The 23044-nt window shown below is 71.9% G+C and carries 24 protein-coding genes; 13 read left to right on the top strand and 11 right to left on the bottom strand.

The genetic code is table 11. From position 1 onward, the window contains the following. Positions 1-38 precede the first annotated feature (38 nt). From hemL to K883_RS05610, 7 genes are all read left to right on the top strand, one after another. The gene (gene hemL, locus K883_RS05640; RefSeq protein WP_036453979.1) at positions 39-1388 is read left to right on the top strand and encodes a glutamate-1-semialdehyde 2,1-aminomutase; all 1350 of its coding nucleotides are present in this window, start codon (positions 39-41) and stop codon (positions 1386-1388) included. Beyond that, the gene (locus tag K883_RS05635; protein WP_036453977.1) at positions 1388-1996 is read left to right on the top strand and encodes a histidine phosphatase family protein; all 609 of its coding nucleotides are present in this window, start codon (positions 1388-1390) and stop codon (positions 1994-1996) included. Before hemL ends, K883_RS05635 begins: the two co-directional genes overlap by 1 nt. A gap of 17 nt (positions 1997-2013) precedes the next feature. Further along, complete coding sequence (locus K883_RS05630) at positions 2014-2598, top strand: TlpA disulfide reductase family protein (RefSeq protein WP_036453975.1); 585 nt, start codon at positions 2014-2016, stop codon at positions 2596-2598. Then, positions 2595-3374 carry a cytochrome c biogenesis CcdA family protein gene (locus tag K883_RS05625; protein ID WP_008261093.1) on the top strand — a complete coding sequence of 260 codons (780 nt, stop codon included), beginning with the start codon at positions 2595-2597 and terminating at the stop codon, positions 3372-3374. The genes K883_RS05630 and K883_RS05625 overlap by 4 nt, the downstream gene beginning before the upstream one ends. Positions 3375-3487: 113 nt before the next feature. Then, positions 3488-5083 (top strand): cytochrome c biogenesis protein ResB, encoded by a 1596-nt coding sequence (locus K883_RS05620; protein WP_036453973.1) that lies wholly within the window; start codon positions 3488-3490, stop codon positions 5081-5083. Further along, positions 5080-6057 carry a c-type cytochrome biogenesis protein CcsB gene (gene ccsB, locus K883_RS05615; protein WP_009952545.1) on the top strand — a complete coding sequence of 326 codons (978 nt, stop codon included), beginning with the start codon at positions 5080-5082 and terminating at the stop codon, positions 6055-6057. The genes K883_RS05620 and ccsB overlap by 4 nt, the downstream gene beginning before the upstream one ends. Before the next feature lie 73 nt (positions 6058-6130). Continuing rightward, entirely contained in the window at positions 6131-7438 is a 1308-nt protein-coding gene (locus K883_RS05610) for a MinD/ParA family ATP-binding protein (protein WP_036453970.1), read from the top strand. Between the two features lie 56 nt (positions 7439-7494). Here the strand turns inward: K883_RS05610 and K883_RS27440 are convergent, their stop codons facing one another. Next, positions 7495-7656, bottom strand: a complete 162-nt coding sequence (locus K883_RS27440; RefSeq protein ID WP_008261085.1) for a hypothetical protein — start codon at positions 7654-7656, stop codon at positions 7495-7497. 46 nt (positions 7657-7702) lie between these two features. Here K883_RS27440 and K883_RS05605 point away from each other — a divergent pair, with 46 nt between their 5' ends. Continuing rightward, complete coding sequence (locus K883_RS05605; protein WP_036453968.1) at positions 7703-8065, top strand: DUF4229 domain-containing protein; 363 nt, start codon at positions 7703-7705, stop codon at positions 8063-8065. Positions 8066-8069: 4 nt separating this feature from the next. Here the strand turns inward: K883_RS05605 and K883_RS05600 are convergent, their stop codons facing one another. Together K883_RS05600 and K883_RS05595 are read right to left on the bottom strand one after the other, a co-directional pair. Continuing rightward, complete coding sequence (locus K883_RS05600) at positions 8070-9077, bottom strand: beta-ketoacyl-ACP synthase III (protein ID WP_008261082.1); 1008 nt, start codon at positions 9075-9077, stop codon at positions 8070-8072. 82 nt (positions 9078-9159) lie between these two features. After that, on the bottom strand, positions 9160-10032 hold the full coding sequence (locus tag K883_RS05595) for a 1,4-dihydroxy-2-naphthoate polyprenyltransferase (protein ID WP_036453967.1): 873 nt from the start codon (positions 10030-10032) through the stop codon (positions 9160-9162). A gap of 78 nt (positions 10033-10110) precedes the next feature. On the opposite strand from K883_RS05595, the gene K883_RS05590 reads away from it, so the two are divergent. Next, the gene (locus K883_RS05590) at positions 10111-10887 is read left to right on the top strand and encodes an S-methyl-5'-thioadenosine phosphorylase (RefSeq protein ID WP_255358923.1); all 777 of its coding nucleotides are present in this window, start codon (positions 10111-10113) and stop codon (positions 10885-10887) included. Then, positions 10884-11912, top strand: coding sequence for an NAD-dependent epimerase/dehydratase family protein (locus K883_RS05585; RefSeq protein WP_036453965.1), 1029 nt, complete (start codon positions 10884-10886; stop codon positions 11910-11912). The genes K883_RS05590 and K883_RS05585 overlap by 4 nt, the downstream gene beginning before the upstream one ends. Positions 11913-11916: 4 nt before the next feature. On the opposite strand, the gene K883_RS05580 is transcribed toward K883_RS05585, so the two are convergent. After that, complete coding sequence (locus tag K883_RS05580) at positions 11917-13626, bottom strand: DUF7937 domain-containing protein (RefSeq protein WP_036453963.1); 1710 nt, start codon at positions 13624-13626, stop codon at positions 11917-11919. A gap of 306 nt (positions 13627-13932) precedes the next feature. Here K883_RS05580 and K883_RS05575 point away from each other — a divergent pair, with 306 nt between their 5' ends. From K883_RS05575 to K883_RS05565, 3 genes are read left to right on the top strand one after another with little or no spacing between them, the layout of a single operon-like run. Next, positions 13933-15654, top strand: a complete 1722-nt coding sequence (locus K883_RS05575; RefSeq protein ID WP_036453960.1) for a hypothetical protein — start codon at positions 13933-13935, stop codon at positions 15652-15654. Between the two features lie 3 nt (positions 15655-15657). Then, positions 15658-16320, top strand: a complete 663-nt coding sequence (locus K883_RS05570) for a glycosyltransferase family 2 protein (protein WP_036453958.1) — start codon at positions 15658-15660, stop codon at positions 16318-16320. Then, entirely contained in the window at positions 16317-16982 is a 666-nt protein-coding gene (locus K883_RS05565; RefSeq protein ID WP_036453956.1) for a TIGR04282 family arsenosugar biosynthesis glycosyltransferase, read from the top strand. Before K883_RS05570 ends, K883_RS05565 begins: the two co-directional genes overlap by 4 nt. A gap of 157 nt (positions 16983-17139) precedes the next feature. Here K883_RS05565 and K883_RS05560 read toward each other — a convergent pair whose 3' ends face one another. The 7 genes from K883_RS05560 to K883_RS05530 form a co-directional block, all read right to left on the bottom strand. Beyond that, positions 17140-18480, bottom strand: a complete 1341-nt coding sequence (locus tag K883_RS05560; protein ID WP_036453954.1) for a hypothetical protein — start codon at positions 18478-18480, stop codon at positions 17140-17142. 35 nt (positions 18481-18515) lie between these two features. After that, positions 18516-19601: an o-succinylbenzoate--CoA ligase gene (gene menE / locus K883_RS05555; RefSeq protein ID WP_008261059.1), complete on the bottom strand. Its 1086-nt coding sequence runs from the start codon at positions 19599-19601 to the stop codon at positions 18516-18518. A gap of 68 nt (positions 19602-19669) precedes the next feature. Next, complete coding sequence (locus K883_RS05550) at positions 19670-19972, bottom strand: DUF3349 domain-containing protein (protein WP_008261050.1); 303 nt, start codon at positions 19970-19972, stop codon at positions 19670-19672. Positions 19973-20028: 56 nt separating this feature from the next. Then, on the bottom strand, positions 20029-20340 hold the full coding sequence (locus K883_RS05545; RefSeq protein ID WP_008261049.1) for a hypothetical protein: 312 nt from the start codon (positions 20338-20340) through the stop codon (positions 20029-20031). After that, on the bottom strand, positions 20337-21575 hold the full coding sequence (locus K883_RS05540) for an inorganic phosphate transporter (protein ID WP_008261048.1): 1239 nt from the start codon (positions 21573-21575) through the stop codon (positions 20337-20339). The genes K883_RS05545 and K883_RS05540 overlap by 4 nt, the downstream gene beginning before the upstream one ends. A gap of 97 nt (positions 21576-21672) precedes the next feature. Beyond that, entirely contained in the window at positions 21673-22080 is a 408-nt protein-coding gene (locus tag K883_RS05535) for a VOC family protein (protein WP_008261047.1), read from the bottom strand. Positions 22081-22120: 40 nt separating this feature from the next. Further along, on the bottom strand, positions 22121-23017 hold the full coding sequence (locus K883_RS05530) for an SDR family oxidoreductase (protein ID WP_008261046.1): 897 nt from the start codon (positions 23015-23017) through the stop codon (positions 22121-22123). Positions 23018-23044 lie beyond the last annotated feature (27 nt).

Here is a 23044-nt window from a genome sequence, read left to right as displayed (position 1 = left end):
TAGTTGGACGGGCCGCGAAGGCTGGGACACTAGTCGTCATGGGAAGCAGTGATCGGGCGACCGCGCACGCCACCGGAGCCCCTCGGGCCACGGCGGCCTCGGCGCGGCTGTTCGAGGACGCCTGCGCCGTCATTCCGGGCGGCGTGAACTCTCCCGTTCGAGCATTCACCGCGGTCGGCGGGACGCCGCCGTTCATCACGCAGGCGCGCGGCTGCTGGCTGACCGACGCCGACGGCAACCGCTACGTGGACCTGGTCTGCTCGTGGGGCCCGATGATCCTGGGCCACGCCCACCCCGCCGTGGTCGACGCCGTCGCGAAGGCCGCCGCCTCGGGCCTGTCGTTCGGGGCGCCCACGCCTGCGGAGAGCGAGCTGGCCGCCGAGATGATCGGGCGGGTGGCACCGGTCGACCGGGTCCGCCTGGTCAACTCCGGCACCGAGGCCACCATGAGCGCGGTGCGGCTGGCCCGCGGCTTCACCGGCCGGGCCAAGGTCATCAAGTTCTCCGGCTGCTACCACGGCCATGTCGACGCGCTGCTCGCCGACGCGGGCTCCGGGGTGGCGACGCTGGGTCTGCCGTCCTCACCGGGCGTCACCGGGGCGACGGCGGCCGACACCATCGTGTTGCCCTACAACGACATCGAGGCCGTGCGCGAGACCTTCGCCCGGTTCGGCGACCAGATCGCCGCGGTGATCACCGAAGCCAGTCCCGGCAACATGGGGGTGGTTCCCCCCGCGCCCGGCTACAACGCGGCACTGCGGACCATCACCGCCGAACACGGCGCGCTGCTGATCATCGACGAGGTGATGACGGGCTTCCGTGTCAGCCGAAGCGGTTGGTACGGAATCGATCCCGTCGACGCCGACCTGTTCACCTTCGGCAAGGTGATGAGCGGCGGGTTGCCGGCCGCCGCCTTCGGGGGGCGGGCCGAGGTGATGGAGCGGCTGGCGCCGCTGGGCCCGGTGTATCAGGCCGGCACGCTGTCGGGAAACCCGGTCGCGATGGCCGCCGGGCTGGCGACACTGCGCAACGCCGATGCCGCCGCCTACACGACGCTGGACGCCAACGCCGACCGCCTGGCCGGGCTCTTTTCCGACGCGTTGACGAATGCCGGTGTGGCGCACCAGATTCCGCGGGCCGGCAACATGCTCAGCGTGTTCTTCTCCGACACTCCGATCACGGACTTCGGCTCCGCGCGCGCCAGCCAGACCTGGCGTTATCCACCGTTCTTTCATGCGCTGCTGGACGCGGGCGTCTACCCGCCGTGCAGCGCCTTCGAGGCGTGGTTCGTCTCGACCGCGCTCGACGACGGCGCCTTCGACCGCATCGCCGAGGCGCTGCCGGCCGCGGCGCGGGCCGCCGCCGAAGCCGAGGAGGGGAAGTCCTGATGGCCGAGCAGACCCGGGTGCACGTCGTGCGGCACGGCGAGGTGTACAACCCGAGCGGCGTCCTCTACGGGCGGCTGCCCGGGTTTCACCTGTCCGAGGCGGGCCGGGCGCAGGCGGCCGCGGTGGCCGAGGCCCTCGACCACCGCGACATCGTCGCGGTGATCGCCTCGCCCCTGCAACGCGCCCAGGAAACCGCCGCGCCCATCGCCGCCAAGCACGGCCTCCCCGTCGACACCGACCCGGACCTGATCGAGTCCGCCAACTTCTTCCAGGGCCGGCGCGTCAGCCCCGGCGACGGCGCCTGGCGCGACCCCAGGGTGTGGTGGCAGCTGCGCAACCCGTTCCGGCCGTCGTGGGGGGAGCCCTACACCGAGATCGCGGCCCGGATGGAGACGGCGGTGGACAAGGCCCGCGCCCGCGGCGCCGGCCACGAGGTGGTGTGCGTCAGCCACCAACTGCCGGTGTGGACGCTGCGCCTGCACCTGACCGGTCAGCGGCTGTGGCACGACCCGCGGCGGCGGCAATGCGGCCTCGCGTCGGTGACCACCCTGGTCTACGACGGCGACCGGCTGGCCGGCGTCGAGTATTCCGAGCCGGCGGCCCCTTGAACATACGAGGGCTGGCGATGACCGGGGCCGCGCTGGCGGCCCTGGTTTCCGGCCTGCTCGCCGGCTGTTCCTCGGGCCACGACGCGGTCGCCCAGGGCGGCACCTTCGAGTTCGTCTCGCCCGGCGGCAAGACCGACATCTCCTACGACCCGCCGTCCAGCCGTGGCCGCCCCGGCACCCTGGCGGGCCCCGACCTGGCCGACCCCGCGCACACGCTGTCGCTGGACGATCCGATCTTCGCCGGCCGGGTGGTGGTCATCAACGTCTGGGGGCAGTGGTGCGGGCCGTGCCGCGCCGAGGTCACCCAGCTGCAGCAGGTGTATGACGCCACCCGCGGCGCCGGGGTGTCGTTTCTCGGCATCGACGTTCGCGACAACAACCGGCAGGCGGCGCTGGACTTCGTCAACGACCGCCAGGTCACGTTCCCGTCGATCTACGACCCGGCCATGCGCACGCTGATCGCGTTCGGCGGCAAGTACCCCACCACCGTGATCCCCTCCACGCTGGTCCTGGACCGTCAGCACCGCGTCGCGGCGGTCTTCCTGCGCGAGATGCTGGCGGGCGACCTGCAGCCGGTGGTGCAACGATTGGCCCACGAGTGACCGGTTTCACCCAGATCGCCGCCGCCGGACCGCTTTTGGTGGCGCTCGGCGCGTGCCTGTTGGCCGGGCTGGTGTCGTTCGCCTCGCCCTGCGTGGTGCCGCTGGTGCCCGGCTACCTGTCGTACCTGGCCGCCGTCGTCGGCGTGGACGAACAACCGCCCCCCGGCGCCGTGAAAGCCCCGCCGGGTGCGCGCTGGCGGGTCGCGGGATCGGCGGCGCTGTTCGTCGCCGGGTTCACCGCGGTGTTCATCCTGGGCACCGTCGCCGTCCTGGGCATGACGACCACCCTGATCACCAACCAGCTGTTGCTGCAGCGGGCCGGCGGCGTGCTGACCATCGTGATGGGCCTGGTGTTCGTCGGGCTCATCCCGGCCCTGCAGCGCCAGGCCCGGTTCAGCCCGCGGCAGCTGACGACGGTCGCCGGGGCCCCGGTGCTGGGCGCGGTGTTCGCGCTGGGCTGGACGCCGTGCCTGGGGCCGACGCTGGCCGGCGTGATCACCGTCGCCTCGGCCACCGACGGCGCCAGCGTGGCGCGCGGCATCGTGCTGGTGATCGCGTACTGCCTGGGGCTGGGGATCCCGTTCGTGCTGTTGGCATTCGGCTCGGCGGGCGCCGTGGCGGGCCTGGGCTGGCTGCGCCGGCACACCCGGGCCATCCAGGTGTTCGGCGGCGTGCTGCTCATCACCGTCGGCGCCCTGCTGGTCACCGGGGTGTGGAACGACTTCGTCTCCTGGCTGCGCGACGCGTTCGTGTCCGACGTGAGGCTCCCGATTTGAGCGCACCAGTAGAGCCGCGAACAGACGCAGAATCGCACAAAAAGACCGGCCCCAGTGCGATTCTGCGTCTGTTCGCGCAAAAAGCCCGCAACACCTGGCGCGCGCTGACCTCGATGGGCACCGCGCTGGTGCTGCTGTTCCTGCTCGCGCTCGGCGCCATCCCCGGCGCCCTGCTGCCGCAGCGCAACCTCAACGCCGGCAAGGTCGACGACTACCTCAAGGCCCACCCGGTGATCGGGCCCTGGCTGGACCGGCTGCAGGCGTTCAACGTGTTCTCCAGCTTCTGGTTCACCGCCATCTACGTGCTGCTGTTCGTGTCCCTGGTCGGCTGCCTCACCCCACGGATGATCGAGCACGTCCGCAGCCTGCGGTCGACCCCGGTCGCCGCCCCGCGCAACCTGGCCCGGCTGCCCAAGCACGCCAGCCACCAGATCCGGGCCGGCGCCGAAGAGCTCAACACCCTGGCCAACGCGATCACCGACCGGCTGCGCGGCTGGCGCACCGCCATCCGCCACGAAGACGGCGCGGCTTCAGACGTCGTGGAGGTGTCCGCGGAAAAGGGCTACCTCCGCGAATTCGGCAACATCGTCTTCCACTTCTCGCTGCTGGGCCTGCTGGTCGCGGTGGCCGTCGGCAAGCTGTTCGGCTACGAGGGCAACGTGATCGTCATCGCCGACGGCGGCCCCGGCTTCTGTTCCGCGTCGCCGGCCGCGTTCGACTCGTTCCGGGCCGGCAACACCGTCGACGGCACCTCGTTGCACCCGCTGTGCATCCGGGTCGACGACTTCGCGGCGCACTACCTGCCGTCCGGGCAGGCCACCTCGTTCGCGGCGAACATCGCCTACCAGTCCGGCGAGGACCTGACCGCCAACACCTGGCGGCATTACCGGCTCGAGGTCAACCACCCGCTGCGGCTCGGCGGTGACCGGGTGTACCTGCAGGGGCACGGCTACGCGCCCACCTTCAGCGTCACGTTCCCGGACGGGCAGGTCCGCACGTCGACCGTGCAGTGGCGACCCGACAATCCGCAGACCCTGCTCTCCTCGGGCGTGGCCCGCATCGACCCGCCGGCCGGCAGCTATCCCACCCCGGCGGAGCGCCGCTCGCACCAGATCGCGATCCAGGGCCTGCTCGCGCCGACCGAGCAGCTGGACGGCACGCTGCTGTCGTCGCGGTTCCCGGCCCTGAACGCCCCCGCGGTGGCCGTCGACATCTACCGCGGCGACACCGGCCTGGACACCGGGCGGCCCCAGTCGCTGTTCACCCTCGATCCCCGGCTGATCGAGCAGGGCCGGCTGACCAAGGAGAAGCGGGTCAACCTGCGCGCGGGCCAGGCGGTCCGGATCGACCAGGGACCGGCCGCCGGCACCGTGATCCGCTTCGTCGGCGCCGTTCCGTTCGTCAACCTTCAGGTCTCCCACGACCCCGGCCAGACCTGGGTGCTCGTCTTCGCGATCACGATGATGGGCGGTCTGCTGGTGTCGCTGCTGGTGCGCCGCCGCCGCGTGTGGGTCCGTCTGACGCCCGACGCCGGCGGGACACCCGGTACGGTGAACGTCGAGCTGGGCGGGCTGGCGCGCACCGACAACTCCGGGTGGGGCGACGAGTTCGAGCGATTGACCGAGCGGTTGCTGGACGGATTGGGCGGGGCCGGCCGCGCCGAGACGCCCCCCGCGTCCCAAAGGAGTTCTCAGGTGGACGTCACATGAACACGCTGCATGTCAACGTCGAGCTGGCGCGCTACTCCGACTGGGCGTTCACGTCGGCCGTCGTCGCGCTGGTCATCGCGCTGCTGCTGCTGGCCTTCGAGCTCGCGTACGCCGGCGGGCGCCGCGCGGACCAGCGCGCCCGGGTGTTGGCGGGCGCGGTGAGCGCCGACTCCGCCACCCCCGGCGTGGTCGAACAGCCGGCCCAGCGCCCGCTCGACGAGCGCGTCGGGCGGGCGGGGTTGTCCGTGGTGTACCTGGGCATCGGCCTGCTGTTCGCCTGCCTGGTGCTGCGCGGGCTGGCCACGGTGCGGGTGCCGTGGGGCAACATGTACGAATTCATCAACCTGACCTGCCTGTGCGGGTTGATCGCCGGGGCCGTCGTGCTGCGCCGCCCCCAATACCGTCCGCTGTGGGTCTTTCTGCTGCTGCCGGTGCTGATCCTGCTCACGGTGTCGGGACGCTGGCTCTACACCAACGCCGCGCCCGTGATGCCCGCGTTGCAGTCCTACTGGCTGCCCATCCACGTGTCGGTCGTCAGCCTGGGATCCGGGGTGTTCCTGGTCGCCGGGATCGCCAGCATCCTGTTCCTGCTGCGCACCTCGCGGCTGGGGGACCCCGATACCGACAGCGCCGCGGCCCGGCTGGTGCGGCGCTTCCCGGACGCGGAAACCCTGGACCGCATCGCCTACCGCACGACGATCTTCGCGTTTCCGGTCTTCGGGTTCGGCGTCATCTTCGGGGCCATCTGGGCCGAAGAGGCCTGGGGCAGGTATTGGGGCTGGGACCCCAAAGAGACCGTGTCCTTCGTCGCGTGGGTGATATACGCCGCCTACCTGCACGCCAGGTCGACCGCCGGATGGCGGGACCGCAAAGCCGCCTGGATCAACGTCGCGGGGTTCGTGGCGATGGTCTTCAATTTGTTCTTCGTTAATCTGGTGACTGTCGGCCTGCATTCGTATGCGGGCGTCGGGTGAGAGCGAACAACCGCCCCGAATAGCGCACACAACGGAATAGCGCACGACAAAGCGCACAACAAGGGGGAATGCAGTGTCCGAGCATCCAACGGCGGGCGTGGGGGCGCCCGAACAACCAACCACGCAAATTCCCCCACAGACGTCATCGGCGCCCGCCCAGCAGGACGCGGCCGAACCGCAACCGGAGTCGGGCGGGGACGCCCCGACTCGCGCCTTCGCCGGATTCCGCACCGAGCGCCGCGTCCCCACTCCCGAACACCAGCAGGCGGCCCCGCCCACCGCGCCGCGGCCCGGCGCCATGCCGCCGTGGGACTCCACGCCGGTCACCGGCATCCCGCGCGTCGACCCGACCGCCTACGGCGCCTATTACGCCGGGCCGGACGCCCCGCCCACCCAGATGCAGGGGGCGCCGCAGCGCCCCGAGCACCTGCCGCACACGCCGTATCCGGAGCTGTCCACCGGCATGTTGCTGCGGCCGGTCCAGCCACCGCCGTCCGACGGGTGGCGGCTGCTGCTGTACAAGATGTCCGGCGGGCTGATCAACCTGGGCGAAAGCCCCCGCGCCAGTCGCTACAACAACCTGGTCGCCCAGGTGAACCGGCCATTGCGCGGCTCGTATCGGGTGGCGTTCCTGTCGCTGAAGGGCGGTGTCGGCAAGACGACGATCGCGGCGACGCTGGGCGCCACCTTCGCCTCCATTCGCGGCGATCGCGTGGTGGCCGTGGACGCCAACCCCGACCGCGGCACGCTGAGCCAGAAGATCCCGCTGGAGACCGCCGCGACCGTGCGTCAGCTGCTGCACGACGCCGGAACTATCGAGCGCTACAGCGACGTGCGCCGCTACACCTCGAAGGGTCCCAGCGGCCTGGAGGTGCTCGCGTCGGAGACCGACCCCGCGATTTCGGAGGCCTTCAGCGCCGAGGACTACGGGCGGATCCTGGACATCCTGGAACGGTTCTACGGCCTGGTGCTCACCGACTGCGGCCCCGGACTATTGCACTCGGTGATGAAGTCGGTGCTGGACAGGGCCGACGCCCTGGTCGTGGTCAGCTCGGCCTCCATCGACGGCGCGCGCAGCGCGTCGGCCACGCTGGACTGGCTGGACGCCCACGGCCACGAAGACCTGGTCCGCAATTCGATCGCGGTCATCAACGGGGTGCGCCCGCGCCCCGGCAAGGTCGACATGAACAAGGTGATCGAGCACTTCTCCCGGCGCTGCCGCGCGGTCCAGCTGGTGCCTTTCGACCCGCACCTCGAGGAGGGCGCCGAGATCGACCTGGAGCGGCTGCGGCGGCCCACTCGCGAAGCGCTCACCGAGCTGGCCGCCATCGTCGCCGACGGATTCCCCGGCGACCAGCGCAACCCGGGCGTCCTCGGCTAACTGGCGCGACGGTCGCAAGCGCGGCGGAGCCGGGCGCGGCGGGCCGTCGCCATAACCTAGCGCGGGTTGTTATCGCCGTGGCCCAGCCGCCGCAGGAAATCCGGATCGTCGTCGGGCCCGATGACGCGCGTCTTCGGTCGGTGGACCTGGGATCGCGCGGCACGCCAGCCGACGTAGATCAGCGTTCCCAAAATCACGACGAGCAGCAGGTAGACCACACAACACCTCCTTCGGGCGAATATACCCGCGCCGTAGGCTTTGGCTGTGTCACACGAAGGTAGCGACAACAGCACCGGGGGCCCGGGAAACGGCGCGGGCGCCGAAAACCACGTCGTCGTCCCCGTTTTGGCATACATGGCCGCGCGGTTGCTGCTGGCGGTCGTGCTCACCGCCGTCATCTACGGCGTCGCGCGGTTGGCGGGCATCGCGCAGTTCCCCCTCGTGGTGGCCGCGCTGTTCGCGCTGATCATCGCGATGCCGCTGGGCATCTGGGTGTTCGGGCCGCTGCGCCGGCGCGCCACCGCGGCGCTGGCGATCGCCGGCGAACGGCGCCGACGGGAGCGCGAGCGGCTGCAGGCCCGGCTGCACGGGGACGCCCCGCCCGACGAGGCGCGCGAGGACGGGTGAGGGCTCAGCCGTTGGGCAGCCGGACGACCTGGGCGGCATAGCTCAGGCCGGCGCCGTAACCGATCAGCAGGGCCAGGTCGCCGGCCTTGGCCGCCCCGGTCGCCAGCACCTCGGCCATGGCCAACGGGATGGACGCCGCCGAGGTGTTGCCGGTGTGCTCGATGTCGTTGGCGATCACCGCGTCCGGCCGCAACTCGAGGCTCTTGGCCAGAATCTCGTTGATTCGGCTGTTGGCCTGGTGCGGCACGAAGACGTCGATCTCGTCGGGCCGGATCCCCGCCGCGTCCATGGCCTGCTGGCCGACCTTGCCCATCTCGAAAGCCGCCCAGCGGAAGACCGCGCTGCCCTCGAGCCGCAGGAAGGGGCGCGGGCCGGTGGGATTCTCCAGGTAGTCGAGCCAGTCGATGTCCTGGCGGATGGCGCTGGCCTGGTTGCCGTCACTACCCCAGACGGTCGGCCCGATGCCCTGCGTGGGCGTCTCGCCCACCACCACGCCGGCCGCGCCGTCGGCGAAGATGAAGCAGTTGCTGCGGTCTTGCATGTCGATCGTGGGGGACAGCTTCTCCGAGCCCAGGACCAGCACCCTGGCGGCGGTCCCGCCGCGGATCATGTCGGCCGCGACGCCCAGCGCGTACCCGAAGCCGGCGCAGCCCGCCGAGATGTCGAAGGCGGGCACGCCGGTGGCGCCCAGCGCCGCCGCGACCGCGGGCGCGCACGCGGGGGTCTGCAGGAGGTGGGTGCTGGTGGCCACGATGACGCAGTCGATGTCGGAGGCCTCGAGGGAGGCCTTGGCGATCGCCTCCCGCCCGGCCTCGGTCGCCATCGAGGCGGCGGATTCGTCGCGCGCGGCGAACCGGCGCGTCTTGATCCCGGTGCGCGAATAGATCCACTCGTCGGAGGAGTCGATGTTTTCGCAGAGCTCGTCGTTGGTCACCACGCGTTCGGGGCGGTATGACCCGACGCTGAGCAAGCCGATGTTGGTGGGCCCGCTGGTCGCGGAAATCTGCTTCATTGCGGTCCTTCGCTATCCCCGGGGCAGACGCAAAAGTACCCCACCAGCGCCGTTTTCGGGGGCCTTTGCCTCTGCTCGCACTCTAGGTACCTATCGCCAGCGCCGCCGCCACCGCGATCGCCCACACCACCATCGCCAGGCCGGTGTCGCGCAGCACCGGGATCAGCTCCGGGCCGCCGCGGCCCGATCGCACCGGGGCCATGGCGCGCAGGGCCAGCGGTGTGGCCACCAGCCCGGCGGCACACCACGGGGTGGCCACCATCAGCGCCAGGGTCAGCACACCGGCGGTGCCCAGCAGGGCCTGATACAGGACGCGGGTGCGGGCGTCGCCCAACCGCACCGCGAGGGTGATCTTGCCCGACCGCGCGTCGGTGGGGATGTCGCGCAGGTTGTTGGCCACCAGCACCGACGACGACAGCGCCCCCACCGACACCGCCAGCAGCAGCCCCACCCAGTCCACCCGCAACGCCTGCGTGTACTGGGTGCCGAGCACGGCGACCAGCCCGAAGAACAGGAACACCGCGACCTCGCCAAAACCGGCGTAGCCGTAGGGTTTCGAGCCGCCGGTGTACAGCCACGCCCCGGCGATGCAGGCCGCGCCCACCGCGATCAGCCACGGCGCGGACAGCAGCGCCAGCACCATCCCGGCGAGCGCCCCGATCGTCAGGCTCGCGACCGCGGCGCCCAGCACCGCCCGCGGAGCCGCCAGCCGCGAGCCGACCAGGCGCACCGGGCCGGCCCGGTCGTCGTCGGTGCCGCGGATGCCGTCGGAGTAGTCGTTGGCGTAGTTGACGCCGACGGTCAGCGCGAGCGCGACGGCCAGCGCCAGCAGCGCCTTCCACCACACCGCGGATCCCAGCCAGGCCGCGGCGCCGGTGCCGGCGACGACCGGCGCCACCGCGTTGGGCAACGTCCGCGGCCGCGCACCCGAAACCCACTGCCCGAGATTGGCCACAACGCCATCCTGCCAGGATGCGGGCCGCCGCTCCCCAGGCCCCGCGATCACCGCGTGGTCATGCACCACAATGGTCGGATGCTCGGAGTCATCGGCGGCAGCGGCTTCTACACCTTCTTCGGATCCGACGCCGACGACGTCACGGTCGACACCCCCTACGGAGCGCCCAGCGCCCCGGTCACCGTGGGCGCCATCGAGGGACACGACGTCGCCTTCCTGCCCCGCCACGGCGCCAAGCACGAATTCTCCGCGCACACCGTGCCGTATCGGGCCAACATGTGGGCCCTGCGGAAACTCGGCGTGCGGCGGGTGCTCGCGCCGTGCGCGGTCGGCAGCCTCAAACCCGAACTCGGCCCGGGCTCCATCGTGGTGCCCGATCAGCTGGTCGACCGCACCCGGGGCCGCGCCGACACCTATTTCGACTCCGGCGGGATCCACGTCGACTTCGCCGATCCGTACTGCCCGACCCTGCGCGCGGCGGTCACCGACCTCCCTCGCGTCGTCGATGGCGGCACCATGGTGGTGATTCAGGGGCCGCGCTTTTCCACCCGCGCCGAAAGCCGGTGGTTCGCCTCCGCCGGGTTCTCGCTGGTGAACATGACCGGATACCCGGAGGCCGTGCTCGCCCGCGAGCTCGAAATCTGTTATGCGGCAATCGCTTTGGTGACCGACCTGGACGCCGGCGTGAGCGCCGGGGAGGGCGTGCGGACCGTCGAGGTGTTCGCCGAATTCGAACGCAACATCGGGCCGTTCAAGGCGCTGGTGCGCGCGGCCATCGGCCGGGTCGCCGCCGACCGCACCTGCACCCACTGCCTGCCGCACACCGGGGTGACGCTGCCCATCGAGCTGCCATGAGGGTGCTGTTGACCGGCGCGGCCGGGTTCATCGGCTCGCGGGTGGGCGCCGCGCTGCGCGCCGCCGGCCACGACGTCGTCGCCGTCGATGTCCTGCTGCCCGCCGCGCATGGCCCAAACCCGGTGTTGCCGAAGGGATGTCAGCGCGTCGACGTGCGCGACGCCGACGCGCTGGCCCCGCTCCTGGACGGCGTGGACGCGGTGTGCCATCAGGCGGCGATGGTGGGCGCCGGCGTGGACGCCGCCGACGCGCCCGCCTACGGCGGCCACAACGACCTGGCCACCACGGTGCTGCTGGCGCAGATGTTCGCCGCCGGGGTGCGGCGCCTGGTGCTGGCGTCGTCGATGGTCGTCTACGGGCAGGGGAACTATCACTGCCGACGGCACGGGCGCGTGGACCCGCTGCCGCGCCGGCGCGCGGACCTCGCCGCCGGGACCTTCGAGCACCGGTGCCCGGTCGGCGGGGAGGAGCTGGCGTGGCGCCTCGTCGACGAGGACGCCTGCCTGCGCCCCCGCAGCCTGTACGCGGCCAGCAAGACCGCGCAGGAGCATTACGCGCTGGCCTGGTCGGAGGCCACCGGCGGCTCGGTGGTGGCGCTGCGCTACCACAACGTCTACGGCCCCGGCATGCCGCGCGACACCCCGTACTCGGGCGTGGCGGCGATCTTCCGGTCTTCACTGGAAAAGGGCGAGCCGCCAAGGGTTTTCGAGGACGGCGGCCAGATGCGCGACTTCGTGCACGTCGACGACGTGGCCGCCGCCAACGTCGCGGCGCTAGCGCACGACGACGGTTTCCTCGCGGCCAATGTCTGCTCGGGGCGGCCGATTTCGATCTTCGAGGTGGCCGCGGCGCTGTGCGACGCGCGGGGCGGTTCGCTGTCGCCGGTGGTCACCGGCCAGTACCGCAGCGGCGACGTGCGCCACATCGTCGCCGACCCGGCCCGGGCGGCCGAGGTGCTGGGGTTTCGCGCGGCGGTCTTACCGGGTGACGGGTTGCGCGAGTTCGCGTTCGCGCCCCTTCGGTGAACCCCTACGTTTGCGGCGGCCGGAAGATCTGGGGCCCCCGCACCGGTATCTGCCGCGTGCCGGAGTCGTCGCCGCGAAAGATCCGGGGCGAGCCGGCCAGCGGCGGGATCTCCGCGGTGGGCGGGTCGCTCTCCGCGCCGGGCCCCCCGGTCGGCATGCGGTTGGTGGCCGCGGCCGACGGCCCGGCGGCCTGGCCCACGCGGACCCGGGTGGTCGGCGCCGCCGCATTCGCTTCGGCCGCGCGCTTGCGTGCCGCGCGGCGAGCCAGGCGCCGCCCGTGCAGTTGGCCGGCCACGACGGCGGCCGCCAGGATGCCCAGCGCCAGCCCGCACAGCGTCACGTCGAAGGTGCTGGTGATCTGCTGGGCGAGGTCGTTGCCGTAGACAGGTTGCCGCGCGGGCGAATTGGGCGAGTCGGCGAACCGCGGCGCCAGCGCGACGCCAACGATCACGCGGGCGACGCTGAGGGCGGCGGTGAGCCCGCACAGCGACGTGACCAGTCGCGGCGAGAGGCTGGCCAGGCGGCGGCGCAGCCAGATCGCCAGGGCCGCGGTCACCAGGTCGAACGCGGCCAGCACCACGCTGTCGTACCGGGAGAACGGATAGTTCAAGACGATGCCGACGACAAGGTCGGTGAGCCGCATCGCGATCGACCCCACGGCCCAGACGGCGATGAGCAGCAAGCCATTTCGGGTCGTGGACCGCCACGCGGATTCCTCCGTCGGCGACGGGTTGCGGTGACCGAACAGGGCCCGCGGCGCGAAGATGGCCGCCCCTGCCGCCCAGGCGAGGTAACCCTCGAACCCGACCCCGGCGGTCGAGGTGTTCTGGGCGATGCCGTGGAACGCATCGAGGTCGCGGCCGACGGGCAGGATCCACACCAGGATCCCCGCGGCCAACGCCGACGCACCCAGTGCGACGGTGGTCAGCCGGCTCGCCCGGGTGCGCTGCAGCAGCCACCTGGACGCGACCAGGACCGCGACCAGCGCCACCACCCCGTACACCACCGCCGTGGCGATCACCGCGATGTTCTGCTTGCCGAATTCCGCCGCGCCGCCGGTGCTTTGCAGCGCGTAGCGCGCCCGCCAGTACAGGTTGAACCCGAAGCTGAGCACCGCCGCGAGCATCGACAGCCCGCCGATCATCCGGGCGGAGCGATGCCAGCCCGTGTACTCGTCGTCGGCCGGGATCGGCCCGGCCGGCACCGCCTGGGCGCTGAGCAGCGAGCCGGCGACGCCGACCCACGCCCCGGGCCCCACCCCGCCGGGCACGGTGACCGTGCCCCCGAACCGGACGGTCTCGTACGCGTCGAACGCGATGACGGCGAGCACCAGCAGCAGATAGGGGGCGTTGAGCGCCAACCGAAGCCGCGCCGCGGACGCCGGGTTGAACCGCTCGCCGCCCGACCGCCAGGAACCGGCCACCGCGACGGCGGCGACGGCCAGCACCGTCACGGCGACCAGCACCGCGAACAGGGCCGGACTGCTGCCGGGAATCCCGACACCGAAGTACAGATTCCACGGCAAGAACACGGCGAGCACCAACAGCACCACCGCCGTCGCGTCGCCGACGATGGCCCGGCGCCGTCCCGTGCCCCCGGCAACGGGTGTCGTGCCGCCGGTGGCGTGCGGGCGGATGATGCGGGGCGCGGGCGCCTGCTGGGCCCGGGCCCCGATGGGGCCGGTTGGCGTGTCGTCGCTGCTCTGGCTCACCATGCCCCCCGGGATTCAAGGACGACTACTTTCGGCGCAGCTGCCGGTGTCCGGCGGGGGAATGCCCTGCCGAGCCACATGCGCTGCTCGCTTGCGAACATATTCTCCGTTCGGCTGCCGTGGCAGTGGCTGGGATGGGCCGCTGGGCGGAGGCGATTCCGCGGCGACCGTCCTGTCCTTCGAAAAGCTGGTTACGCTGCGCTAGTGGCGAACCTTGTCGCCGAATGACTGATACTGCCGACGGTATCGCAAGTGTAATGATGCCGGGACATTGCTGGTGCGGGGTGGCCAGGGTGAAGGAGAAGCGGGATGGACGTCGTTTTGGGGGTCGCGGTCACCGGTCCCGTCGCCCGCCTGGCGCTCCTGGGGTCGGGCGCCCAGGGCACCGCCGTGATCGACCAATCCGTCGTCGATCTCGCCGACAACCCGCTCGGCACGCTCACCGAGACCGTGGTCGGAACCAATCGCTTGTTGGCCGACGAGAACCACCGGTTGGTCGGCACGCGCCTGTGCTGGTCCGACGAGCCACGGGCTGACCAGCTGCGGCGGGCGCTGGAGGACTCCGGCGTTCACAACGTCGCGGTGCTCTCGGAGTCGCAGGCCGTCGCCGCCCTCATGCGGGCGGCCGGGCGGCCCGGCGCCGCGCTCGTGATGGACGACGCGACGGCCACCCTGTCGGTGGTGGGCCCGGACGCCGGGGACCCCGACGCGCCGCCGACCGTGTTGGCCAGCCAGCCGCTGACCGGCGCCGCGGGCCCGGACGCTACCGCCGCGTTCCAGACGATGATGGCGAACCTCGGCACGCATCCCGACGCGCCGGGGGAGGTGTATCTGCTCGGCGCCTCGCCCGACCTCAACCGGGTCGCCGACGAATTGCGCGACGCGTCCACCATGCGGGTGCAGGTCGCCGAGGACCCCACGTTTGCGCTCGCGCGCGGCGCCGCGATCGCCGCGGCGGCGGCGTCCGCGCCGGATGCGACGGCCATGGCGCCGGCCGTCGGCCTGACCGGTGACGCGACCGCGATGGCGCCCGCGGTCGGGGAGGCGACCGCGATGGCCCCCGCCGCCGGCCTCAGCGGGGACGAGACGACGGTCGTGCCCGCGCCGGACGCCGAGGAGCCGCAGCTGGCGTACTCGATGGCTGACGAGGGCGGGGTCTATCCGGGCGAGATGGACGAGTACGACCCCGAATTCGACGACTACGACTACGGCCCGGAGTTCGGCGACGACGCCGAGGCCGGCGAGGACGCGCCGACGAAGCTGTCGCGGCGATCGCTGGTGATCGGCAACGCCGTCATCGCCTTCGCGGTCATCGGATTGGCGTCGCTGGCCACCGCGATCGCGGTGGCCGTTCGCCCGACCGCCGCCCAGCAGCCGGTGGTGGGCGTGCAGAACGGCACCCCGGGCAAGTTCATGCCGATCCTGCCGAGCCAGCAGCAGGCGCCGCTGCCCCCACCGCCGCCCGAGGCGCCCAACGCCGGGTTCCAGGGCGGCACCGTCCCGGCTCCCGAACACGTTGCGCCCCCGTCCGGAGGGGGCCCGCAGGTCGCTCCCGTTCCCGAGGCGCCGAGCAACCCCGGTGTCGTGCCAAACCCCGATCCGGGTTGGGCGCCGCGGCCGAATCCTATTGTGCCGGTTCCTATTCCGATTCCCATTCCGATCCCGGGGTGGCAACCGCCCTACAACCCGCCGTACAACCCGACGACGCCCTACACGCCGCCGACCATTACGACGTCCCAGCCGCCGACGACCACGTATTCGCCCCCGACGACGACGTATTCGCCCCCCACGACGACGTATTCACCGCCGACGACCACGTACTCGCCGCCGACGACCACGTACTCGCCCCCCACGACGACGTATTCGCCCCCGACCACCACGCACGCACCCCCGACGACGACGTATGCGCCGCCGAGCACCAAGGCGACCACCCAACCGCCGGTGCAGACGCACACCCAGCAGACCGCGCCGCCGACGCACTCGCAGCAGCCGCTGTTCCCGCAGGAGCCCCGCACCCACCGCGGGTTCTGACGCGTGCCCGACGCCGACGGCCTGGTCACGGTGGTCCTGCCGTGCCTCAACGAGGAGGAGTCGCTGCCGGCCGTGCTGGCCGCCATCCCGGCCGGCTACCGAGCGCTGGTGGTCGACAACAACAGCACCGACGACACCGCCGGCGTCGCGGCGCGCCACGGCGCCCGGGTCGTCGCCGAACCGCGGGCCGGGTACGGCGCCGCCGTGCACGCCGGCGTGATGGCCGCGACGACCCCGATCGTGGCGGTCATCGACGCCGACGGCTCGATGGACGGCGCCGACCTGCCGCGGCTGGTCGCCGCGCTCGAGCAGGGCGCCGACCTGGTGACCGGCCGGCGCCGGCCGGTGCCCGGGCTGCACTGGCCGTGGGTGGCCCGCATCGGGACCGTCGTCATGAGCTGGCGGCTGCGCACCCGCCACGGCCTGCCGGTGCACGACATCGCTCCCATGCGAGTGGCCCGGCGCGAGGCGCTGTTGGCGCTGGGCGTCGCCGACCGCCGATCCGGTTATCCGCTCGAGCTTTTGGTGCGCGCGGCGGCCGCCGGCTGGCGCGTCGTCGAACTCGATGTCAGCTACGGCCCGCGCACGGGCGGCAAGTCCAAGGTCAGCGGATCGCTGCGCGGCAGCATCACCGCGATCCTCGACTTCTGGAAGGTGATCTCGTGACCGCCCTGCCGGTGACGCTGCTGGTGGTCGCCAAAGCGCCCGAGCCGGGCCGGGCCAAGACGCGGCTCGCGGCGAGCGTCGGCGACCGCGTCGCCGCCGAGATCGCCGCCGCCGCACTGCTCGACACGCTGGACGCCGTGGCCGACGCGCCCGTGGCGGCGCGGGTCGTCGCCCTCACCGGGGACCTGGGCCGCGCCGCGAGCGCCGCCGATATCCGGCGGCGACTGGCGTCCTTCACCGTGATCGCCCAGCGCGGCGACGATTTCGCCGCACGGCTCGCCAACGCGCACGCCGACGCCTCGTCGGACGGGCTGCCGGTGCTGCAGATTGGGATGGACACCCCACAGGTCACCGCCGAGCTGTTGACCGGCTGCGCGCGCCGGCTGCTCGAGGCGCCGGCCGTGCTGGGGCCGGCCCGCGACGGCGGCTGGTGGGTGCTGGGCGTTGGCGCACCGGCGATGGCCCAGTGCCTGCGCACCGTACCGATGTCGGCGCCCGACACCGGGGAACTGACGTTGAAAGCGTTGCGCGACACGGGCATCGACGTCGCGACGGTGCAGACGCTGGCTGACGTCGACGTCGTCGACGACGTCGCGGCGGTGCGCGAGGCCTGCGGGCCCGACAGCCGCTTCGCGCGGGTCACCCGCGCGGCCGGGCTCTGAGCGCGGAATCGGCGGTGCGTCTGGCGCTTTGAGTGTGAATCGTTGGACTTGGAAGTGCAGCCAGGGCGGAAAAATCGCCCGCTGAAATCCCGCCGCTCGTTCACACTCAAAGCCCAGGATTCACGCTCGAAGCCCTCAGCTCACACTCGAACCGGACCTACCAGTTCGTCAGGATGATCGTGTTGAGCGCCAGGGCGCCGGCGGCGCCCAGCGCCAGCCAGATCCGGTGCGAGCGCACCGGCAGCAGCGCGGCCGCCGCGGTGAGCCAGATGGTGAACGGCAACCAGATGCGTTCCACCTCGGCCTTGCTGAGCATGCTCAGGTCCGCGCACACGACGGCGGCCAGCACGCCCAACAACAGCAGGTGAAGACCGGAGCGGCGACGGACGGCGGCCCCGTCGAACACCCGCCCGAGCCCGGCGACGCCACCCAGCCCGATCGCGCACACCACGCACGCCAGGTTGGCCCAGCTCCAGTACTGAAACGGCCGGTCCTTGGCGATGCCCTGCCAATAGCGTTGCTGCACAAGGTGATAGCCGTCGAACCAGTAGAATCCCGCGACGGCGAAGGCCACCGCCACGCCGATCGCGGCCAGCGCCGCCGGACCGAGCGCCCGCAGGATCGCCCTCCAGTCCGCCGCGGACGCCAGCACCGCCGCCGCCGGCAGCCCCATCAGCATCAGGCCGTAGTTGCAGAACACGCCCCAGCCCAGCAGCAGCCCGGCCGCGGCGGCGGTCAGGGCGGGGAAGCGGACCGGGCGGTGCACCGCCACGGCCAGCAGCGCGATGCCCCACGCGGCCACGCCGGCGAAGTATCCGTCGGCGGAGACGGCCACCCAGATCGCCGTCGGCGCCAGCGCCACGAACGGGGCTACCCGCCGCGCGGTCGCCTCGTCGGCCAGTGCGCGCACGCCGACCACCACCGCGGCGGCGGCGCTCGAGCCGGCCAGCAGGCACAGCAGCCCGGCCCAGGCGCCGCCGTGCAGACCGATGCGGTCCAGCCAGACGAACGTCAGCAGCGCCCCGGGCGGATGCCCGGACACGTGGGTGGTCCACGAATGCGGTTGGTAGTCCACGATCCGGCCGGCGAACGTGCGCAGCGTGGCTGGAATGTCGGTGATGCCCGGCACCTGCGACAGGTATTCGTCCCGGGTGGTCAGCCGGCCGGCGAAGCCGCGCTGCAAGCCGTCGATCATCGCCAGCGCGAACGCCCACCCGCCGGCGACGGCCCAGCTGCCCAGCGTCAGCGCCCGCCACGAAAGTCGTTGCGCCAGAGTCGGTCCCCACGCGACGACGGCGACGGCGAGGGCGATGGCCGGCCCGGTTCCCCAGCCGGCGTGGATCAGCCACTCGCCGAAGATCGGCGCGGACCCGGCGTGGGTGGCGAACTTTTCCGCCCCGACATCCAGGCGCGGCCGGACCCCCACGTTCATCCGCGGCAGCACGAACGCCGCCGCCACCAGCGCCGCGCCGATCGACACCGCGACGGCGTCGCGCACCGCCTGCCGTCGACCCCGCCTCACGGACGCACAGCCTATTGATCGCTCGCGCCGGCGAAGCGGCGCACCAGCGCCGCGCGGTCGACCTTGCCGATGCCGCGGCGCGGCAGCGCGTCGACGACGTGCACCTCGCGCGGCGCCGCGGTGGCGTCCAGGGCGCGCGTCACGTGCGCGCGCAGCGCCTCCACAGTCGGCGCCACGCGGCCGTCGTGCACCACGATCGCGGCGACCACCCGCTGCCCGAGGCGTTCGTCGGCCACCCCGAACACCGCGCAATCGCGGACGGCCGGGTGGCTGCACAGCGCCGCCTCGACCGGCTGCGGCAACACCGTCAGCCCGCCGGTGCTGATCGCGTCGTCAGCGCGGCCCAGGACCGTCAGCACGCCCGCGCCGTCGATGGCGCCGAGGTCGTCGGTCACGAACCAGCCGGGCTCGGCGAACGGGTCGGGGTCGATGGGGTCGCGGTAGCCCTTGGCCACCGTCGCGCCCCCGATGACGATGCGCCCGTCGGCCACCCTCAGCCGCACCCCGGCCAGCGGGACGCCGTCGTAGACGCACCCGCCGGCGGTCTCACTCATGCCGTAGGTGCGCACGACGGTGATTCCGGCCGTGGCCGCGGCGTCCAGGACCGGACGCGGCGCGGGCCCGCCGCCGAGCAGCACGGCGTCGAGTTCGGCGAGGGCGGCCGCGGCCGCCGGGTCGGCGAGCGCCTTGGCCAACTGCGCGGCGACCAGCGAGGTGTACCGCCTGCCGGGGCCCAAAGCGCCGATGGCCCTGGGCAATTCGGTTTCATCGAAGCCGCCGGTGACATCCATCTCGACCGGCGACGTGCCGGCGAGCAGGCTGCGGACCAGCACCTGCACCCCGGCGATGTGGTGTGGCGGCAGGGCGAGCAGCCAGCTGCCCGGGCCGCCCAGGCGGTCATGGGTGGCCGCGGCGCTGGCCCGCAGGGCGGCCGCTGTCAGCAGGGCGCCCTTCGGGTTGCCGGTGGTGCCCGACGTCGCCGCCACCAGGGCCACGTCGTCGTCGATGGTTTCCCCGACGCGCAGCCCCGCCCGCAGCGCCGCCGACTCGCGATCGTCGCCGACGGCTACCAGCGCCGGGTCGCGTCCCTCCAGCACGCCCGCCAGGGCGGGCAGCAGCGTCTCGGCCGCCGCGCCCGGCGGGACGTGCAGCGCGCGCAGTACGGCTATGCCGGATCCCCGGCCTGATCGGCGTCGTCGAAGGGCCAGCCCTGGGCCGCCAGCCGCACCCGTACCCGCTCGACGTCCTGCGGCGACGGCAGCTCGTCGGTGATCTGGGTGATCAGCACGCCGATGTCGACGTCGTCGAACTCGCCGCGCCGAACCAGCTCGCACGCCACGGCCTTGGCTTCGTCGTTGGACAGCCGGCGGGCCAGCAGCGCGAGCACCGGGAACGTGTCGGTGGGTGGCACGCCCTCGGGGTAGCCCGCGCGGAGCCACGAGACGATGGAATTGAGAAATCCGTTCACGCGGATACAGCTCTCCCCGGCGTCCGGTTCGCCGACTCGATGGGCATCAAACGATGCTACTTGGGTTTCGCTCCAAGCAGCGGATAGCCGGTGTGATGGGCGATGAAATCGCGGGCAATGTAGAGCAACGCCAGCGCGATCACCGCGATGACCAGCGCGTAGATGCTCCACGCCAACGCAGTCAGCATCGGGTTGCGCCGCGGGGCGGAGCCGTTGCTGGCGCCGTCCAGACTGATGTCGCCCGCCCCCGCGGACTGCAGCCGGATCCCGAGGGCGAACAGCCCCGGCAGGGCGGCGCCGGCCAGCATCGCGAAGACCAGAATCTTCAGGCTCGCCTGGTAGTTGAACCAGTCGCCGATGTGGCTCATGAGGCGTTGGCTTTCAGCGACGGGTCGTCGGAGTCGTACCGGGCGGACACGCCGCCGAGCGTGGGTCCGTCATCGCCGGGCGGCGGCTGGTCGGCGGCCTGCAGCCCGCTGGTCAGATCGCCCTTCCATTCGGCGTTGACGTTGTGGTGGTCGACCTTGACCCTGCGCGACCGGAGGTAGATGGTGGCCGAGACCGCGACCAGCAGCGCGAAACCGGTGATCGCCCCCGGGTAGCCGCCGATCAGGTGCACGATGCCGTAGGTGAAGGCGCCGACCAGCCCCGCCAGCGGGAGGGTGACCAGCCAGGCGACCCCCATGCGGCCGGCGACGCCCCAGCGGACCTCGCCGCCGGGCTTGCCCAGCCCGCTGCCCAGCACCGAACCCGTGCACACCTGGGTGGTCGACAGCGCGTAGCCGAAGTGGGCCGACAGCAGGATCACCGCGGCCGAGGAGGATTCGGCGGCCATGCCCTGCGGCGACTGGATCTCGACCAGGCCCTTGCCCAGCGTGCGGATGATGCGCCACCCGCCGAGGTAGGTGCCGGTCGCCATGGCCAGCGCGCAGCTCACGATGACCCACAGCGGCGGCATGGTGGCGGTCTTGCTGACCGAGCCGTAGGAGATGAGCGCCAGGAAGATGATGCCCATCGTCTTCTGTGCGTCGTTGGTGCCGTGGGCGAGCGAGACCAGCGACGCCGAACCGATCTGGCCGCGCCGGAAACCGGCCTCCGTGCGGGCCTTCGGCACGCCGCGGGTGATCCGGTAGACCAGCCAGGTGGCGACCGCGCCGATCGCGATGGCCAGGATCGCCGACACGACGGCCGGGATGATGGCCTTGGAGATCACGCCCTTCCAGATCACGCCGTGCGCGCCGACGGCAGCGATCGTGGCGCCGACGATGCCGCCGATCAGGGCGTGCGACGAACTCGAGGGGATGCCGAGCAGCCAGGTCAGCAGGTTCCAGACGACGCCGCCGACCAGGCCGGCGAACACCAGCTCCAGCGTCACGATGTTGGAGTCGATGAGGCCCTTGGCGATCGTGGCGGCGACGGCGGTGGACATGAACGCGCCCACCAGATTCAGTACCGCCGAGAGCAGAACCGCCGTTTTGGGCTTGAGCGCGCCACTGGCGATCGAGGTCGCCATCGCGTTGCCCGTGTCATGAAAGCCGTTGGTGAAATCGAAAGCCAGTGCCGTGATTACGACAATGATCAAGAGGAACAATTGGATGTTCACAGGGCCTGATTCTGGTGGTAGGGGCAATCCATTGTCGAATGCGGCATGACATGAAACGCGGGTGTACCTTGAGTCGTCGCCAGATGTTACCTCTCAGTTAACCGGAATTTCCCTGCCGTTCACCTCGGGTGTCGCGGCGCAACGGGTGGTCCGGGGGGATCTGGATGAAAATGAGCGTGATGCCGTCGGGGTCGAGCACGTGCATCTCGTGCAGGCCCCAGGGTTCCTGACGCGCCTCGCGGGCGATCGACACGCCGCGGCCGCGTAGCTCGGCCTGGGTCGCCTCGAGGTCGCGGACCTGCAGCCACAGCGCGCCCGGGAACGGGCCGCGGGAATGGTCCGGGGAGCCGTACCCGGCCAGCTCCAGCAGCGACTGCCCGGCGAAAAACACTGTGCCGCCGCCGTATTCACGCGCTATCGCCAGGCCGATCTCGTCGCGGTAGAAGGCCAGGGACCGCTGGTAGTCCGCGGGCCGGAGCAGCATCCGGCTGGCCAGGATCTCCATAACTCGTGTCTATCACACGGGCCCGATCGCGCCGGTCCGGTCAGCGGTCGCCCTTGCGATTGGGCTGGATGCTCTGGCGCTGCATGACGGCGTTGACCCAGCGGGGGCCAAAGGTGTCCAGCGCCTTGGCCGCGATCGCCATGCGCGGCGCGATGCGCACCGGGCGGGTGCGGGCGGCGGTGATCATCCACTCGCCGGCCTCTTCCGGCGTCAGCGCCGGCACGCCCTCGTAGGCCTTCGTGGGCGCGATCATCGGGGTGGCCACCAGGGGGTAGTACAGCGCCGTGGAGTGCACACCCCGCTCGCCCCACTCCGTTTCGATGACCCGGCTCACGGTCGACAGCGCGGCCTTCGACGCGTTGTACACCGAGAACAGCGGCGACGCCTCCGAGAGCACCCCCCACGTCGAGACGTTGATGATGTGGCCGTCGCCGCGTTCGATCATTCCCGGCGCCAGGCCGCGGATCAGCCGCAACGGCGCGTAGTAGTTGAGCACCATGGTCCGTTCGACGTCGTGCCAGCGCTCCAGCGACTCGGCCAGCGGCCGGCGGATGGACCGGCCGGCGTTGTTGATCAGGATGTCGACGCCGCCGAGCCGCTTCTCGACGTCGGCGACCAGCGCGTCGACGGCGTCCATGTCCGAGACGTCGCAGGCGATCGCCGTGGCGTCACCGCCCGCCGTGGTGATCCGCTCGGCCAGTGCGTCCAGCAGCTCCTGGCGACGGGCCACGACGACCACCGTGGCCCCCTCGCGGGCGAACTGCTCGGCGGCGGCCTCGCCGATGCCCGACGACGCCCCGGTGAGCAGGATGCGCTTGCCCGCCAGCTCGATCGGCTTGATCAGCGGCCGGTTGACCAGCACCTGCGGGGCCATCGGCGGTCGCATGGTGGCCAGCACCAGCTGGTCGGTGAACCGGCGAAGCGGACTCTTGCTCACGGGACGCGAGTCTAGGCGGGCGGGCGG

This window comes from Mycobacterium sp. TKK-01-0059, from assembly GCF_000709305.1.
In the GTDB taxonomy this organism is placed as follows: Bacteria; Actinomycetota; Actinomycetes; order Mycobacteriales; family Mycobacteriaceae; genus Mycobacterium; species Mycobacterium intracellulare.
The sequence above is the reverse complement of the archived record's forward strand: the minus strand, read 5'-3'. Positions and strand labels throughout refer to the sequence as shown.